The 14,677-nt window shown below is 69.0% G+C and carries 13 protein-coding genes; 10 read left to right on the top strand and 3 right to left on the bottom strand.

Features of this window, described 5'->3' with window-relative positions:
• Window positions 1–2: 2 nt before the first annotated feature.
• The 4 genes from KBY67_RS01665 to dacB all read left to right on the top strand — a co-directional run bounded on the left by KBY67_RS01665 (window position 3) and on the right by dacB (window position 3,823).
• On the top strand, window positions 3–1,190 hold the full coding sequence (locus KBY67_RS01665) for a cysteine desulfurase family protein (RefSeq protein WP_255107981.1): 1,188 nt from the start codon (window positions 3–5) through the stop codon (window positions 1,188–1,190).
• A gap of 28 nt (window positions 1,191–1,218) precedes the next feature.
• Entirely contained in the window at window positions 1,219–1,917 is a 699-nt protein-coding gene (locus KBY67_RS01670) for a DUF1995 family protein (RefSeq protein ID WP_255107984.1), read from the top strand.
• A gap of 105 nt (window positions 1,918–2,022) precedes the next feature.
• Window positions 2,023–2,562 (top strand): DUF4330 domain-containing protein, encoded by a 540-nt coding sequence (locus KBY67_RS01675; protein WP_255107987.1) that lies wholly within the window; start codon window positions 2,023–2,025, stop codon window positions 2,560–2,562.
• Window positions 2,563–2,572: 10 nt separating this feature from the next.
• The gene (dacB, locus tag KBY67_RS01680) at window positions 2,573–3,823 is read left to right on the top strand and encodes a D-alanyl-D-alanine carboxypeptidase/D-alanyl-D-alanine-endopeptidase (RefSeq protein WP_261350488.1); all 1,251 of its coding nucleotides are present in this window, start codon (window positions 2,573–2,575) and stop codon (window positions 3,821–3,823) included.
• Here dacB and KBY67_RS01685 read toward each other — a convergent pair.
• Window positions 3,798–4,748, bottom strand: coding sequence for a hypothetical protein (locus KBY67_RS01685; RefSeq protein WP_255107989.1), 951 nt, complete (start codon window positions 4,746–4,748; stop codon window positions 3,798–3,800). The genes dacB and KBY67_RS01685 overlap by 26 nt on opposite strands.
• A gap of 17 nt (window positions 4,749–4,765) precedes the next feature.
• Window positions 4,766–5,242, bottom strand: a complete 477-nt coding sequence (gene coaD, locus KBY67_RS01690) for a pantetheine-phosphate adenylyltransferase (protein WP_255107992.1) — start codon at window positions 5,240–5,242, stop codon at window positions 4,766–4,768.
• A 106-nt stretch (window positions 5,243–5,348) separates the two neighbouring features.
• On the opposite strand from coaD, the gene KBY67_RS01695 reads away from it, so the two are divergent.
• From KBY67_RS01695 to KBY67_RS01715, 5 genes are all read left to right on the top strand, one after another.
• Window positions 5,349–5,870, top strand: a complete 522-nt coding sequence (locus KBY67_RS01695) for a flavin reductase family protein (RefSeq protein ID WP_255107994.1) — start codon at window positions 5,349–5,351, stop codon at window positions 5,868–5,870.
• A 26-nt stretch (window positions 5,871–5,896) separates the two neighbouring features.
• Window positions 5,897–7,915: an excinuclease ABC subunit UvrC gene (uvrC, locus tag KBY67_RS01700; protein WP_255107998.1), complete on the top strand. Its 2,019-nt coding sequence runs from the start codon at window positions 5,897–5,899 to the stop codon at window positions 7,913–7,915.
• A gap of 138 nt (window positions 7,916–8,053) precedes the next feature.
• Window positions 8,054–8,644: a protoporphyrinogen oxidase HemJ gene (gene hemJ / locus KBY67_RS01705; RefSeq protein WP_255108001.1), complete on the top strand. Its 591-nt coding sequence runs from the start codon at window positions 8,054–8,056 to the stop codon at window positions 8,642–8,644.
• A 7-nt stretch (window positions 8,645–8,651) separates the two neighbouring features.
• Window positions 8,652–9,305, top strand: coding sequence for a PHP domain-containing protein (locus KBY67_RS01710; RefSeq protein WP_255108003.1), 654 nt, complete (start codon window positions 8,652–8,654; stop codon window positions 9,303–9,305).
• Window positions 9,306–9,334: 29 nt separating this feature from the next.
• Window positions 9,335–9,883: a hypothetical protein gene (locus KBY67_RS01715; protein WP_255108006.1), complete on the top strand. Its 549-nt coding sequence runs from the start codon at window positions 9,335–9,337 to the stop codon at window positions 9,881–9,883.
• 41 nt (window positions 9,884–9,924) lie between these two features.
• Here the strand turns inward: KBY67_RS01715 and cobN are convergent, their stop codons facing one another.
• On the bottom strand, window positions 9,925–13,647 hold the full coding sequence (gene cobN, locus KBY67_RS01720; protein ID WP_255108008.1) for a cobaltochelatase subunit CobN: 3,723 nt from the start codon (window positions 13,645–13,647) through the stop codon (window positions 9,925–9,927).
• A gap of 89 nt (window positions 13,648–13,736) precedes the next feature.
• On the opposite strand from cobN, the gene KBY67_RS01725 reads away from it, so the two are divergent.
• Window positions 13,737–14,654: a branched-chain amino acid transaminase gene (locus KBY67_RS01725; protein ID WP_255108010.1), complete on the top strand. Its 918-nt coding sequence runs from the start codon at window positions 13,737–13,739 to the stop codon at window positions 14,652–14,654.
• The last annotated feature ends 23 nt before the right edge of the window (window positions 14,655–14,677 follow it).

The following is a 14,677-nucleotide window of genomic DNA, read 5'->3' on the forward strand; positions in this document are numbered from 1 at the left end:
CGTTGGCTGGCGTAACCGCCCCTGCTGCTCAGCCGCTCTACCTCGATGCCTCGGCTGGTGCGCCCCCGGCCGAGGCGGTGCTGGAGGCCATGACCGCCGCCACGGCCAGCGCCTGGGCCAACCCCTCAAGCCTGCATGGCTATGGGCTGGCGGCGGCCGACTCGCTCGAGCGCAGCCGTCAGACAATCGCCGCCCTGCTCGGTGCTGAGGCCCAGCAGCTCACCTTCTGCTCCGGGGGCACCGAGGCGGCTCACCTGGCGCTGCTGGGGGCGGCCGCGGCCCTGCCCCCCGGCCGGCTGCTGATCTCGGCGGTGGAGCATCCGGCGGTGCAGGCTGCTGCCGCGCGCTTGATCGGCTCGGGCTGGAGCCTGGAGCGCCTGCCGGTGGATCAGCTGGGCCGACTGCGGCTGGACCGGCTCGAAGCCCTGCTGGAGCCACCCACGCGGCTGGTGTCGTTGATCTGGGGCCAGAGCGAGGTGGGTACCCTGCAGCCGTTGCAGGCCATCGCTGAGCGCTGCCGGCGGGCCGGCGTGATCCTGCACAGCGATGCGGTGCAGGTGGTGGGCCATCGCTCCATCGACTTCGCGTCGCTGGAGGTGGATCTCCTCAGTTTCACGGCCCACAAGCTGCAGGGACCCCGGGGTATCGGTGCCCTGTTGGCCCGTCCCGGCCTGGAGCTGCGGCCGTTGATCGAGGGCGGCGGTCAGGAGGGAGGGCTGCGCTCCGGCACCGAGCCGGTGGTGCTGGCGGCGGGATTCGCCCGGGCCCTGCAGCTGGCCCAGCGGCGGCTGGAGCAGCACGTCGGCCGCGATCCCCTGGAGCCCTGGCGAGACCATCTCTGGCAGTCTCTGCGGGCCCTGGGCGGTGTGGAGCTCACCGGCTGCCCCAGCGAGCGCTTGCCCCACCACCTCAGTGTGCTGGTGCGCGATCGGGCCGGTCGCCCCCTGCCCGGCCGCCGGCTGGTGCAGGCCCTCTGGCGTGAGGGCCTGGCTGTGAGCAGCGGCAGTGCTTGTCAGGGGGGGCGGGCCGGTGGCAGCCCTGTGCTGCGGGCCATGGGCTACCCGCCCGAGCTGGCGGCCAGCGGGTTGCGCCTCAGCCTGGGGCCCTGGTTGAGCGAGGAGCAGCTCCACTCCGTCCCCTCCCGCTTCGAGCGGGCCCGCCTGGCCGTGGCAGCGGCAGAGCCTGGGTAGGGTCGCGAGGCTTCACTAGAGGTTTCGCGTGCTTCCTGCCGATCTGCGCAGCGCCGAAGGTGAGGCGGTGCTGGCCCTGAACGAGGCCCTGGCCCAGACCTCCAATGGTCGCTGGACCATGGAGCTGCGTTTTGAGGGGCTCAAACTGTTGCCCCTGGCCCTGAGGCTGCTGGCGGCCCTCAATCCCGCTGAGCGGCCGGCGCGCCTGCTCTTCCCCGATGCCGGTGCCGCCGCCCTGGCCCGCCGGGATGCCCCGGATCTGGCCCCTCAGGTGGGCTCCCTGGGCGAGCAGCTGCGCCGTCAGGAGCAGGAGCAGGATCCCTCCGCCGGTGACCTGCTGGTGCTGGTGGAGCCCGCCCAGGCCGAGTACGAGGAGGTGGAGCGCCTCTGTCAGGCCCACCGTGGTGCGGTGGTGTTGCTGAACGGGCGGCTTGAGGATGCCGCCGTGGGCATCGGCAGCGTGGCCCGGGAGCGGCGGCGGGGCTTCCTGGCCACCTGGCGGGCGGCCTATGCCCTGTTGCCCCTGGAGAACGGTGCCCTTCGCCTGGCCTGTCCGGGCCCCTGGGAGCTTTACCGCCTCGATGCCGATGGCTACCGCCTTGCGGCCAGCTTCGATCTCAAACCCGACGCGGAGCAGCAGGCGGAGGCCCTGCGCTCTGAGCAGGGTCCTGATGTGGCGGAAGGTTTGCGGGCCCTCGACCGCTTCATCGGCAGCCTGAACAACTGAAAACCCCAGGCGAGGCTGCCGCAGAGCCGTCCGCAGAGCCATTGGCGGTGCCCCCCTGGCCACAGTGGATCAGCCTCCTTAAAGTTGCGCGTCTGCCCACTGCCCATGCCCCCTGAGTCCACCCCCGCTGCGCCGAGCGATTCCTCCCGCTGGAGCCTGGTCGACATCGGTGCGGGAGCAGCCGTGCTGTTGGCCATCGGTGGTGTCCTCTGGAGTCCGAAACTCAGTGGCGCAGTGGCTACTGCCACCGGGGCCCTGCAGCCGGTCACGGTGATCGTCGATGTGCGCGGCATTCCCTCCGCTGATCCTGAAGGGCTGATCGCCGCCGCCCGGGAGGAGGGCAAGGTGAGCATCGTGATCCGCAACCAACCGCACGGCACCGTCAAGCTCAAAGACCTGCAACGGCTGCAGCGCAAGTTGGTGGCCCTGCAACCCGACGGCAGCGTTGTCACGGCAGAGGATCCGAATCAGGCCCTGGTGGGGTCCCTTGATGCCCGCTTCGTTCTGGAAGGTCAGGGCCGCAAAACCGAGGGTGGCGTGGTTTTCGGCAATCAGAACCTCAAGATCGGCGCCCCGGTGGAACTGGAGGGTCGCAGTTACCGCCTCAACGGCTCCGTGAGTGGTCTTCTCCTTGGCAAATCCTGAGATTGTGATCATGTCCCCAACCCAACCCCAAGCCCACCGCCAGCAGCGGCCCCTGGTGGCAGCCCTCGCCCTGGGCTTCACCCTGCTGCCCTCCGCTCCGGCGCTGGCAGCGCTGCCCCAGCTCCAGAACCAGGTGAGCTGTGCGGCCCTGCAGCAGCGGGTCCAGGCCAGCCTGGGGTCGGAAGCCAGCGTCTGGAGCGTCTCGGTGGCCGATAGCAGCGGCCGCCTGCTGGCCGATGTGAACGGGCTGCAGCCGCGGGTGCCCGCTTCCAACCAGAAGCTGGTCAGCACAGCCTTCGCCCTCGATCGCCTCGGTCCCGACTACCGCCTCACCACCAAGCTCTGGCGGCTGCCGGATGGCACCCTGCGCCTGACCGGCGAAGGGGACCCCGACCTGGCCATGCCCCAGCTGCAGCGCTTCGCCAAGCTGGCTCTGGGTTCCGGCGGCGCCGATGGAGCGCCCCCCAGCCTGGTGCGGCTTCAACTGGCGGAGGAGCCGCCCCAGGCCTGGTGGCCCCAGGGCTGGCATCCGGGAGATCGAGCCGAGGCCTATGGCGCTCCGATCACCCGTCTGGCCCTCACCAGTAACGCCATCGACATGGCGGTGACCAATCCCACCTCGCGCCTGCGCACCCTGCTCAACCGGGAGTTGGTGCGCCAGGGGGGCAAGGCCGTTGAGCTGACCGTGGTCTCTCCCCAGACCCCCCTCTCCCAGGATGCGGTGCTGCTGCACCAGGAGCCCTCGGCTCCGATGCACAACCTGCTCAGCCTGGCCAACACCGAAAGCCACAATTTCACCGCAGAAGTGTTGCTGCGTCAGGCCAGTGGCAGCTGGGACCTGGCCGTCAGCCGTCGGGCCGAGATGCAGTGGCTGTACCAGCAGGGCCTACCCATGCAGGGGGTCCAGGTGGCCGATGGCAGTGGTCTGGATCGGGCCAATCGCCTCACCAGCCGCTTTCTCACCGCCCTGCTGCTCACCATGGGCCAGCACCCCTATGCCAACAACTACCTGGCCTCCATGGCGGTGGCCGGCCAGCGGGGCACTCTGCGCAACCTCTACAAGGGCACCAGCCTGGAGGGGCGCTTCCGTGGCAAGACCGGCACCCTCACCGGAGTGCGCTCCATCAGCGGCGTGCTCAAAACCAGTGATGGCCCCCGTTACGTGAGCATGATCTCCAATGGCTCCGGAGCACCGAACACCAGAATTGGTCTGGTGCTCCGTGAGGTGCAGAACGTCAGCCTCTGCCAGCCACCTGCCTGAGCCGAGAGGCCGCGCGCCGGGCGCGGCTGATGGGCACCGCCGCCTGCTCGCCGGCAGGCGGTTGGGCCACCGGTGCTCGCTCGGCGGAGGCGGACACCTCAGTGCTCTGGATGCGCACCAGTTCGCGCCGTCCGGCGAGCACCACCTTGCTCAGTTCCCCCAGCCGACCTTCGAGCTCAGTGAGCACCTGCTCGGCATAGCGGTTGGCGCCGTCCTGAACAGTGGTGGCCTCCTGGCGGGTGCGGCTGATCAGCGCTTCGCACTGCTGCTGGGTCTGCTGGCGGAACTGCAGGGCATCGTTGTGGAGCCGCTCCGCTTCGCTCTGGCTCTCGCGCTGGATGCGCAGCCCCTCCTGGCGGATCTTCTCCAGTTCCCCAAGGCTCTGCTGGCGGGAGCGCTCGTGTTGCTCCGCCAGCTGGCGCTTCATCTCCACGAAGTCCTGGTCGAGCTGCTGGCGCCGCTGCATCGACTCCTGCTCCAGCTGCTGGCGGCGGCTGCTGAACTGCTGCTCAGTCTGGGCCAGACGGGTCTGGTGCTCCTGCTCGGTCTGGGCCACCTGCTGCCGGGCCGAGAGCAGCAGCTGCTCGCACTGTTGGCGCGCCTGCTCACGCAACTCCGCGACCTGGCGTTCGGCCTCCTGGCGCACGGCGGCCGAATTGATCAGCTGTTCCCGTTCCTGACGGGCGCGGCCGATGATCTCCTCAGCCTGCTGGCGGGCCTGGGCGATGAAGCTCTCACGCTGGCGCAGAAGCTCCTCGGCCTGGTCGAGCTGGGCGGGCATCGCCTCGCGCACCGCGTCCATCAGCTCAATGGCGTCCTGCTCATTGACGAGGCGGCCACCACTGAATGGAATGCGGCTGCCCTCCAGCACGATTTCTTCGAGCTGGTCGATCTGATCCAGCACGCTGATCCGTGTGTCGGCCATCTCAACGGGGCAGGGGATTACCGATTAAAGAGCCTGGAGAGGTCTTCCGCCACTCCTGGCGGCACCATGTGGCGCACATCCCCACCGAAGCGGGCCACCTCCTTGACCACGCTGCTGCTCAGAAAGCTGTGGTGGGCTGCGGTCACCAGGAACAGGGTTTCCACCTCCGCCGCCAGGCTGCGGTTGGTGTGGGCGATCTGAAGCTCGAATTCGAAATCGCTCATCGCCCGCAGGCCCCGCAGGATCACGGCGGAGCTGCAGCGGCGGGCGAAGTCCACGGTGAGGCCGTCGAAGCTGCTCACCTCCACCCGCTCCAGGTGGGAGGTGGCCTGGCGGATCTGGCTGAGCCGCTGCTCCAGGGGGAAACTGGCCTGCTTGCTCGGGTTCTGCAGCACCGCCACCACCAGACCACCGAACAGCCGCTCGGCCCGTTCGATCAGGTCGAGGTGGCCCAGGGTGAGCGGATCGAAACTGCCGGGATAGACAGCCTTCATCGGGGCTTGGTGGTGGGGCCCCCCGCGGGGAAGCGATGGCGCGGATCCTATGGATGGGGACGCCGCCGTGGATCTCGCTGCCTAAAGTCGTCGTATCGATCGCGACATGTTGATGGCCAGCGAAGCACCCACCAGCGCAGCCAGTGGCGGCCTCGATGCCGCCGCCAAAAAGACGCTGCTGCGCAAGATCCCCCACGGGCTGTTCATTTGCGGTGTCGCCGAAGGCGACACCATCAACGGCTTCACTGCCAGTTGGGTCACCCAGGGTTCCTTCGAGCCACCCCTGGTGGTGATGGCGGTGCGGGCCGATTCCACCAGCAACGGCATCATCCAACGCACCCGGCGCTTCTCCCTCAACGTGCTCGCGGCCGACCAGAAGGACCTGGCGGCGGTGTTCTTCAAGCCCCAGAACGGCATCGGCGGCCGCTTCGACGCCGCCCCCTACAGCCTGGGTGCCCTCGGCCTGCCGATCCTGGAGGCGGCCCTCGGCGCTGTGGAGTGCGAGCTGGTGGGTGAGGTGGTTCATGGGGATCACACCGTCTTCGTGGCCGAAGTGAAGACCGCCGTGCTGCACCGCGATGGAGCGGCCCTTGAGCTGGGCCCCACCGGCTGGCAGTACGGCGGCTGAGCCGGGCCCAAGACACCACCGACGCCATGGGCCGCCTCGCCCAGCCCCTCCTGAGCGATGCCGATCGCCTCAGCCAGCGCCTCAAGGAGCTGCCCGCTGAGCCGGGCTGCTACCTGATGCGCGACGCCGAGGACCGCATCCTCTACATCGGCAAGTCGAAGAGCCTGCGCAGCCGCGTGCGCAGCTATTTCCGTGAGTCCCACGACCTGAGCCCGCGCATCAGCCTGATGGTGCGCCAGGTCTGTGAGATTGAATTCATCGTGACCGACAGCGAAGCGGAGGCGCTGGCGCTCGAATCCAACCTGATCAAGGCCCACCAGCCGCACTTCAATGTGCTGCTCAAGGACGACAAGAAATATCCCTACCTCTGCATCACCTGGAGCGAGCCCTACCCGCGCATCTTCATCACCCGGCGGCGGCGGCTGCGCAGCCCCCTGGATCGCTTCTACGGCCCCTACGTCGATGTGGGCCTGCTGCGGCGCACATTCTTCCTGGTGAAGCGGGTGTTTCCCCTGCGCCAACGCCCCCAGCCCCTCTACCGCGACCGCACCTGCCTCAACTTCGACATCGGCCGCTGCCCCGGGGTGTGCCAGGAGAAGGTCAGCCCCGAGGCCTACCAGCAGATCCTGCGCAAGGTGGCGATGGTGTTCCAGGGCCGCAGCGACGAACTGTTGGAGCTGCTGCGTGCCCAGATGGGGCGCTACGCCGAGCGTGAGGACTACGAGGCGGCCGCGCGGGTGCGGGACCAGCTGCAGGGCCTTGAGCAGCTCACCGCCGAGCAGAAGATGACCCTGCCCGATGCCTCCGTGTCGCGGGATGTGCTGGCCCTGGCCTGTGACCAGCGGCTGGCGGCCGTGCAGCTGTTCCAGATGCGCGCCGGCAAGCTGGTGGGGCGGCTGGGTTACACCGCCGACGCCAGCATCGCCAGCCCTGGCGCAATCCTGCAGCGGGTGCTGGAGGAGCACTACAGCCAGGTGGAGCCCGTGGAGATTCCGCCCGAGGTGCTTGTGCAGCACCCCCTGCCCCGCCAGGAGCTGGTGCAGGAGTGGCTGAGTGAGCGGCGGGGCCGCAAGGTGCGGCTGTCACAGCCACAGCGGCAGCAGAAGGCCGATCTGATCGAGCTGGTGGAGCGCAACGCCACCTTCGAGCTCAGCCGCGCCCAGCGCAGCGCCGAGCAGCACCAGCTGGCCACCGAAGACCTCGCCCAGCTGCTCGATCTGCCCCAGCCGCCCCGGCGCATCGAGGGCTACGACATCAGCCACATTCAGGGCAGTGATGCGGTGGCCTCCCAGGTGGTGTTCGTCGATGGGCTGCCCGCCAAGCAGCACTACCGCAAATACCGGATCCAGAGCAGCAGCATCAGCGCCGGCCACTCCGACGACTTCATGGCGATGGCCGAGATCATGCGGCGGCGCTTCCGCCGTTGGTCGCAGGCCAAAGCAGAGGGGGCCGACCTCTCCGAGCTGCGTCGGGCGGCCAGCACGGCCCTGCACACCGGTGGGCTGGGCGACTGGCCCGACGTGGTGATGATCGATGGCGGCAAGGGCCAGCTCTCCGCGGTGATGGAGGCCCTGCGCGAACTCAACCTGCATGAGGAGCTGGTGGTCTGTTCCCTGGCCAAGCAGCGGGAGGAGGTGTTCCTGCCCGGCGCCAGCCAGCCGCTGGAGAGCGAACCTGATCAGCTGGGGCTGCTGTTGCTGCGGCGGCTGCGCGATGAGGCCCACCGCTTCGCGGTCAGTTTCCACCGCCAGCAGCGGGGTGAGCGAATGAAGCGCTCTCGCCTCTCCGACATCCCCGGCCTCGGCCCGAAGCGTGTCAAGGAGCTGCTGGCCCACTTCCGCTCGATCGACGCCATCCAGCTGGCCAGCCCTGAGCAGATCGCCGGCGCCACCGGGGTGGGTCCGGCCCTGGCCCAGCAGGTGTGGAGCTACTTCCATCCCGGCGACCCTGAGGAGTCGCCCGATGGCGAGCCGCCGGCTGAACCGCTGGAGGGCGCTTGGCCAGCAAGCCCTATGCCGCCAGCGGTCGCTACATCCAGCGCATGAGCACGTACTGCAAGGGCTGTCGCTATGACCCGGCCCTGCGCAGCGGACCCCGCGCCTGCCCCTGATGCTGGCCCATCCGAGGGCCCGAGGTGGAGGAGCAGCTCGCCCTAGCTTGAGTCAGCCTGCTCCCCTGCTCCGATGACGCTCCCGGTCCTGCCAGCGGAGGCCTATCTCTGGTTCAAGACCCTGCACATCGTCGGGGTTGTGGTGTGGTTCGCCGGGTTGTTCTATCTCGTGCGCCTCTTCATCTATCACGTGGAGGCGGATGAGCTGGAGGAGCCCGTGCGCGGCGCCTTTCAGCAGCAATACACCCTGATGGAGCGACGCCTGGCCAACATCATCACCACCCCGGGCATGGTGGTGGCGGTGGCCATGGCGATGGGTTTGTTGGTGGCCCAGCCCCTCTGGCTGAAGCAGGGCTGGATGCACGCCAAGCTGGCCGTGGTGCTGGCCCTGCTGGCCTACCACTGGTTCTGTTATCGACTGATGGGCCAGTTGCGCGAGGGTCGCTGCCGCTGGAGCGGACGACAGCTGCGGGCCCTCAATGAGCTCCCCACCCTGATGCTGGTGCTGGTGGTGATGCTGGTGGTGTTCAAGGGGCAGTTCCCCACCGGTGCGGCCACCTGGTTCCTGGTGGCCCTGGTGGTGGCGATGGCCGGCTCGATTCAGTTCTACGCCCGCTGGAGGCGTCTTCGCGCGGAACAGGAGGCCCTGGCCGGTGGTACCTGAACCGCTGATGGCCCCTGAACATCCGCTGGTGGCGGTGTTGCGGGGTGTGGAACCCTCCTGCTGCCCCGGGCGGCTCAATTTCCACTGCCACACCACCTGCAGCGACGGCAGCCTCCAGCCCGAGTGGCTGGCTGATCAAGCGGTGGACCGGGGCCTGGAGCACTTCGCGGTCACCGATCACCACAGCACGGCGGCCCTCGGGCCCCTGCAAGGGCGGCTGGAGCAGCACCGTCAAAGGGGTTGGCGGGTCCCCACCCTCTGGAGCGGTGTGGAGATCAGTTGCCTGCTGGAGGGCTGCCTGGTGCATGTGCTCGGGCTGGGCTTTGATCCTGGCCATGCCGCCCTGGCCCCCTATCTGGAGGGCAACGCTGTGGTCGGTCCGGCGCTCCGGGCCGGAGCCGTGCGCCGGGCCATCCATGCCGCTGGAGGACTGGCCCTGCTGGCCCATCCGGCCCGGTACCGCCTTCCCCACCACCTGCTGATCACGGCGGCGGCGGAGCTGGGATTCGATGGCGCCGAGGCCTACTACGACTACGAACAGAGTCCGCGCTGGCGCCCCTCCCCGCTGGTGTGCGAGGCGATCGCCGCCCAGCTGAACCGGCTGGGATTGCTGACGAGTTGCGGTACTGATACCCATGGGCTGGGACTTGGGGGCCGCTAGGCTCATTTCTAGGTTTCGGTTCCCTGACCATGGGTCTGTTTGATCGTCTGCTCGGCAACCGCTCCGAAGGAGCTTTCTCCTCCAAGGCCCCCAAGGCCAAACCGGTGAAAGCCGAGCAGGACGAAACCTTTTACCTCGATGCCGACGCCTCCAGCAGCCTGGGCGATGTGAACTTCATGCGGCGCTCGAACACGATCCGCCACACCTTCCCCGGCAGCGCCGACAATCCCGGCAACAAGGAAATGATCCAGGAGGTGGATTCGATGGCGGCCCGGCTCGAGAAAGCCAGCACAGGCATGCCCGGCACCGAGGTGAAGGCCACCACCATCAGCCTCAGCAGCGGAGTCCCCAAGCCGGTCAAGAAGACGTTTGCCGAGAAGATGAGTTCCGGGGAGCTGAGCCAACGGCTCAGGGGTGCTGCCGTGGGCGGTGTCAACTCCGCTGGCGGATCGGCTCCCGCAGGCCGTAAGTCCGCTGGCAGCAGCAGCAGCGATGACCAGCCCAGCATCAGCTTGCAGCAGGCCAAGCCCGGCACCATCGAGGCCTTCAAGGACATGGCCAAGGAGCTGAACTCCTGATCAGCAGGCCCTGGTCCGTCTGAGGTTGAAGGGCCTGATGTTCAGCCCTCCACCAGGCTTTCGCTGCTGAGCACCAGCTGCTTGAGATGCTCCAGTTGCTCCGGGCTGGCCCCTTCCCACAGCCGGCGGTGGTGGGCTTCCAACAACCGTTCGGACATGTCGCGCAGGGCCCAGGGATTGGCCTGGCGCAGGAAGTCCAGCAGGGTTTCATCGCCCAGCCAGGTGTCGCAGATCGCCCCGTAGCTCCAGTCCGGCACCCGGCCCGTGCTGGCGTCGTAGGCGAAGAGGTAGTCGAGGCTGGCGGCCAGCTCGAAGCCCCCCTTGTAGCCATGGGCCCGCATGCCGTTGATCCAGCGGGGATTGAGCACCCGTGAGCGCAGCACCTTGTCGAGCTCCCGCTCCAGGCGATGCAGGCGGGGCCGCTGGTGGCGGGAGTGATCGCCGAACCAGAGGGCCGGAGCCGTGCCGCGCACCCGCTCGGTGGCGGCGCTCAGCCCCCCCTGGAACTGGTAGTAATCGTCGGAATCGAGCAGATCATGCTCGCGGTTGTCCTGGTTGTGCAGCACCACCTGAACCTGGCGCAGCCGTTGTTCCAGGCCGTCGCGATCGGCGATCGCCTCACCGCTGCCCTCATACCGCCAGCTGCTCCAGTTGAGGTAGGCCTCGCCCAGATCGCTGCGCTCCTCCCACTGGCCGCTGTCGATCAGGCCCTGCAGTCCGGCGCCGTAGGCCCCCGGCGCCGAGCCATACACCCGGGCGCAATGACCCTCGCGGATCAGTGCCGCCGCCAGGGGATTGTCGGATTCCGCCTCCTGCAGGCCCGCCACCAGGGCCGTGGCCCGGTTCATCCAGCCCACCAGCTGGGGGAAGGCATCGCGGAACAGGCCGGAGATGCGCAGGGTCACATCCACCCGCGGCCGCCCCAGCAACCCCAGCGGGATCACCTCCAGGTCCACCATCCGCCGAGTGGGTCCATCCCAGACCGGCCGCACCCCCATCAGGGCCAGGGCCTGGGCGATGTCTTCCCCGCCGTTGCGCATCGTTGCCGTCCCCCACACCGAGAGGGCCAGGTGGCTCAGGTCGTCACCCTCCTCCTGCAGGTGCAGGTCCAGCAGCAGCTCGGCGCTGCGCCGCCCCAGGTCCCAGGCCGCTTCGCTGGGCAGACCGCGCAGATCGACGCTATAGAAGTTGCGGCCGGTGGGCAGCAGGTCGGGCCGGCCGCGGGTGGGGGCCCCAGACGGACCGGCGGCAATCCGCTCCCCCGCCACCCCCGCCAGAAAGGACTCCCGCTCTGCCTCACCGCAGCGCAGCAGCCGTGGGATCAGATCGCCGCGCACCCGCTCCAGCACCGAGCGGGTGTTGGGGCCGCAGGGAGGGATCTCGGCCCGTGGCTCCATCAGGGAGCGCAGCAGCTCCAGGGCCCATCCCTCCAGCAGGGCCACGCCATCCCCGACCCGGCGGCAGGCTTGGGCCGCCGCCGGGGCCGCCGCCGGTGCTGCCGCCAGCAGCCGCTGCCGGTCAGACGCGTCCAGCGGTTCTTCCTCCGGATCCGCCCAGGGGTCGAGCGCCAGGCCCAGATCCTTGGCCAGGGCCTGGGTGAGCCCGGGCCCCTCGGCCAAGGGCGGCCGCGCCAGGCAGAGCAGCAGCTCCAGCAGTGGCTCCGGGGCGGGCAGGTGGCCGAAGGTGTGCAGGCCCGTGCGGATCTGGGACTCCTTGAGCTCACAGAGGTAGCCGTCGGCTCGGTCGATGCGGCTCTCCAGGTCGCTGGCCTCCAGCGGCAGCTCCAGGGCCTCGAGGGTTTCGGCCAGCCGCTGGCGCAGGGGGGCCACCCGGGCGCTGCCCAGCTGGCAGGCCTCCCAGTACTCATCCAGCAGGGCCTCCAGGGTCTGCAGGGGTCCATGCAGACCCGCCCGCCCCAGCGGTGGGGTGAGGTGGTCGAGGATCACGGCCTGGGCACGGCGCTTGGCCTGGGACCCTTCGCCGGGATCGTTGACGATGAAGGGGTAGAGGTGGGGCATCGGCCCCAGGGCCCATTCAGGGAAGCACTGGTTGGAGAGCCCCAGCCCCTTGCCCGGCAGCCATTCCAGATTGCCGTGCTTGCCCACGTGCACCACGAGCTGGGATCCCTCCACCTGTCGCAGCCAGAGGTACTGGGCCAGGTAGGCGTGGGTGGGGGGCAGATCGGGGCTGTGGTAATTGAGGCTGGGGTCGCGGTCGTAGCCCCGCTCCGGCTGGATCAGCACATGGATGCGGCCAAAGCGCAGACCCCGGATCGGGAAACCGGCGCCAGCGGCGCCGCGCTCCAGTCCGCTGTCCTGATCCGCTGAGCCCCAGCGCCGCTCGATCAGCTGCCGACCCTCCTGGGGCAGGTCGTCATACCAGCGCTGATAGGTGGCCAGGGGGAGGTGGTCGAGGGGCGGCCGGTGGCTGCTCTCGGCGTCGTTGCTGCGGCCCGCCAGCAATCGTTCGATCAGCTCCTGGCCGTTCTGGGGAAGGGTCCCATCCGGCGGCTGCCCCTGCGCCGCCCCGAGGTCGTAGCCGGCGGCGGCCAGCCAGTGCAGCATCGCCGCCGCACTGGCGGGGGTGTCGAGGCCGACGCCATTGGCCAGGCGGCTGTTGCGGGTGGGGTAGTTGGCGAGCACCAGTGACAGGCGCCGCTGCGCCGGAGGCGTGCAGCGCAAGCTCACCCAGGCCTCCACCAGCTGTGCGATCCAGTCGAGGCGCTCGGGATCCGGCTGGTAACGGTGCAGCGCAGTGGTCAGCCGGGCATCGGCCTGATCGGCTGCCTCTTTAAACGCTCCCACCCGGGTGGTGATGCGGCCATCGAGCTCCGGCAGCGCCACCTGCAGGCTGAGGTCGAGCGGGCTCAGGCCGATGCTGCTGCTGCGCCAGCGCTCGCGGCTGGAGCTGCTGCAGAGCAGCTGCAGCACCGGCACGTTCAGGGCCTCCCAGAGGGGAGCGCCGAGGCCCGCTTCCTCGAACTGCACGGAGGCGAAGGAGGTGGTGCAGAGCACCGCCTGGACAGCTTCGCGCCCCAGCAGGTCTGCCACACCGCGTTGCACCCCCGCCTCGCGCAGGCCGCTCACCCATAGGGCCCTGGGGCAGAGCCCACGCTGGCGCAGGGCCGCCAGGGTGGCCTCCGCCAGGGCGGTGTCGCCCGCCTGCAACAGGGCGCGGTAGAGCACCAGGCCCACCCGGGGGCCGGGATCATTTCTCCAGTCGTGGGGAGCGGGATCGCTGAGGGGTTCCACCTGGGGCGGTTCGGGCGGCTCCCCCATCAGCAGGGCATTGAGGCAGAGCAGCACCCGGCGCAGATTGGTGCGCCCCCCCTCCCGCAGGCAGCGACCGATGGCCAGGGCCAGGGCCGGAGCCACAGTGCCCAGGCTGGCCAGGTCCCCTTCCTCGTCGCTGGTGCCGGCCACCACCACCAACTGGCGGCCGGGGCCATCCGCCCAGCGGCGCAGTTGCTCCAGGCCATAACTCCAGTGGCCCCGGCCCCCCAGCAGCCGCACCAGCACCAGCTGGGTGTCCCCGAGGCTGGTAGCCAGGTAGTGGTCGATCACGGCCGGGTGATCCAGGGACGCCAAGTTGAGGCCGCGCACCTCCTGGATGAGCAGTGCCGGCTCGTCGCCCAGCAGGCCCGCCAGACAGCTCAGGTCGGTGTCGGCGCTGCTGAGCAGCAACAGCGGAGCCGAGGGCTGCTCCACATAGAGGGGACCATCCGTGTCGCCGGTGGCGCCGGGAACTGCCGCAAGCCGATGCATCGCGTCATCCTCGGTCCTGACGGTGAGAAGATCGAAGCCCGACCACGGTGCGGTGCCGCCCGCGCCTGCCCTTTTCCAAGCGTCACCGCATGCAGAAGTTTCTCCCCTACGCCTGGTTCCAAGGCGGTTGCGTTCCGTTCGCCGAGGCCACCCTCTCGGTGGCCACCCACGCCCTGCACTACGGCACCGGCGCCTTCGGGGGGATGCGGGCCCTGCCCAATCCAGCCGATCCAGGGGAAATCCTGCTCTTCCGCGCCGACCGCCATGCCCGCCGGCTCAGCCAGAGCGCGCGGCTGCTGCTGGCTGAGCTGGAGGAGAGCACCATCCTCGGCGCCATCGATGCCTTTCTGCAGGCCAACCGGCCCACCACACCGATCTACCTGCGGCCGTTCGTCTACACCAGTGACCTCGGCATCGCCCCGCGGCTGCACGACATCGAGACCGATTTCCTGATCTACGGCATCGAACTGGGCGACTACCTCTCCCCCGATGGGGTGAGTTGCCGAATCAGCAGCTGGACCCGCCAGGAGGACCGCTCCCTGCCGCTGCGCGGCAAGATCAGCGGCGCTTACATCACCAGCTCCCTGGCCAAGACCGAGGCGGTCAAGAGCGGCTTCGATGAAGCCCTGCTGCTCAACAGCCGCGGCAAGGTGAGCGAGGCCAGCGGTATGAACCTGTTCATCGTGCGCGATGGCGTGCTGATCACCCCCGGCGTTGATCAGGACATCCTCGAGGGCATCACCCGCGCCAGCATTCTGGAGTTGGCTCGGGATCTCGACATCCCTGTGATCGAGCGGGCGGTCGACAAGACCGAATTGTTCGTGGCCGACGAGGTGTTCCTCAGCGGCACCGCGGCCCGGGTGACCCCTGTGCGGCGGGTGGAGACCACCGATCTGCCCACGGAGCGCCCCGTGATGGAGCAACTGCGGGAGAGGCTCACCCAGATCACCATCGGCAACGATCCCAGCTACGACCACTGGGTCACCCGCATCCGCCTGCGCGACTGATTTCTAGAGTGATCGCTGGCACG

It is taken from the genome of Synechococcus sp. RedBA-s (assembly GCF_024345495.1).
In the GTDB taxonomy this organism is placed as follows: Bacteria; Cyanobacteriota; Cyanobacteriia; order PCC-6307; family Cyanobiaceae; genus Regnicoccus_A.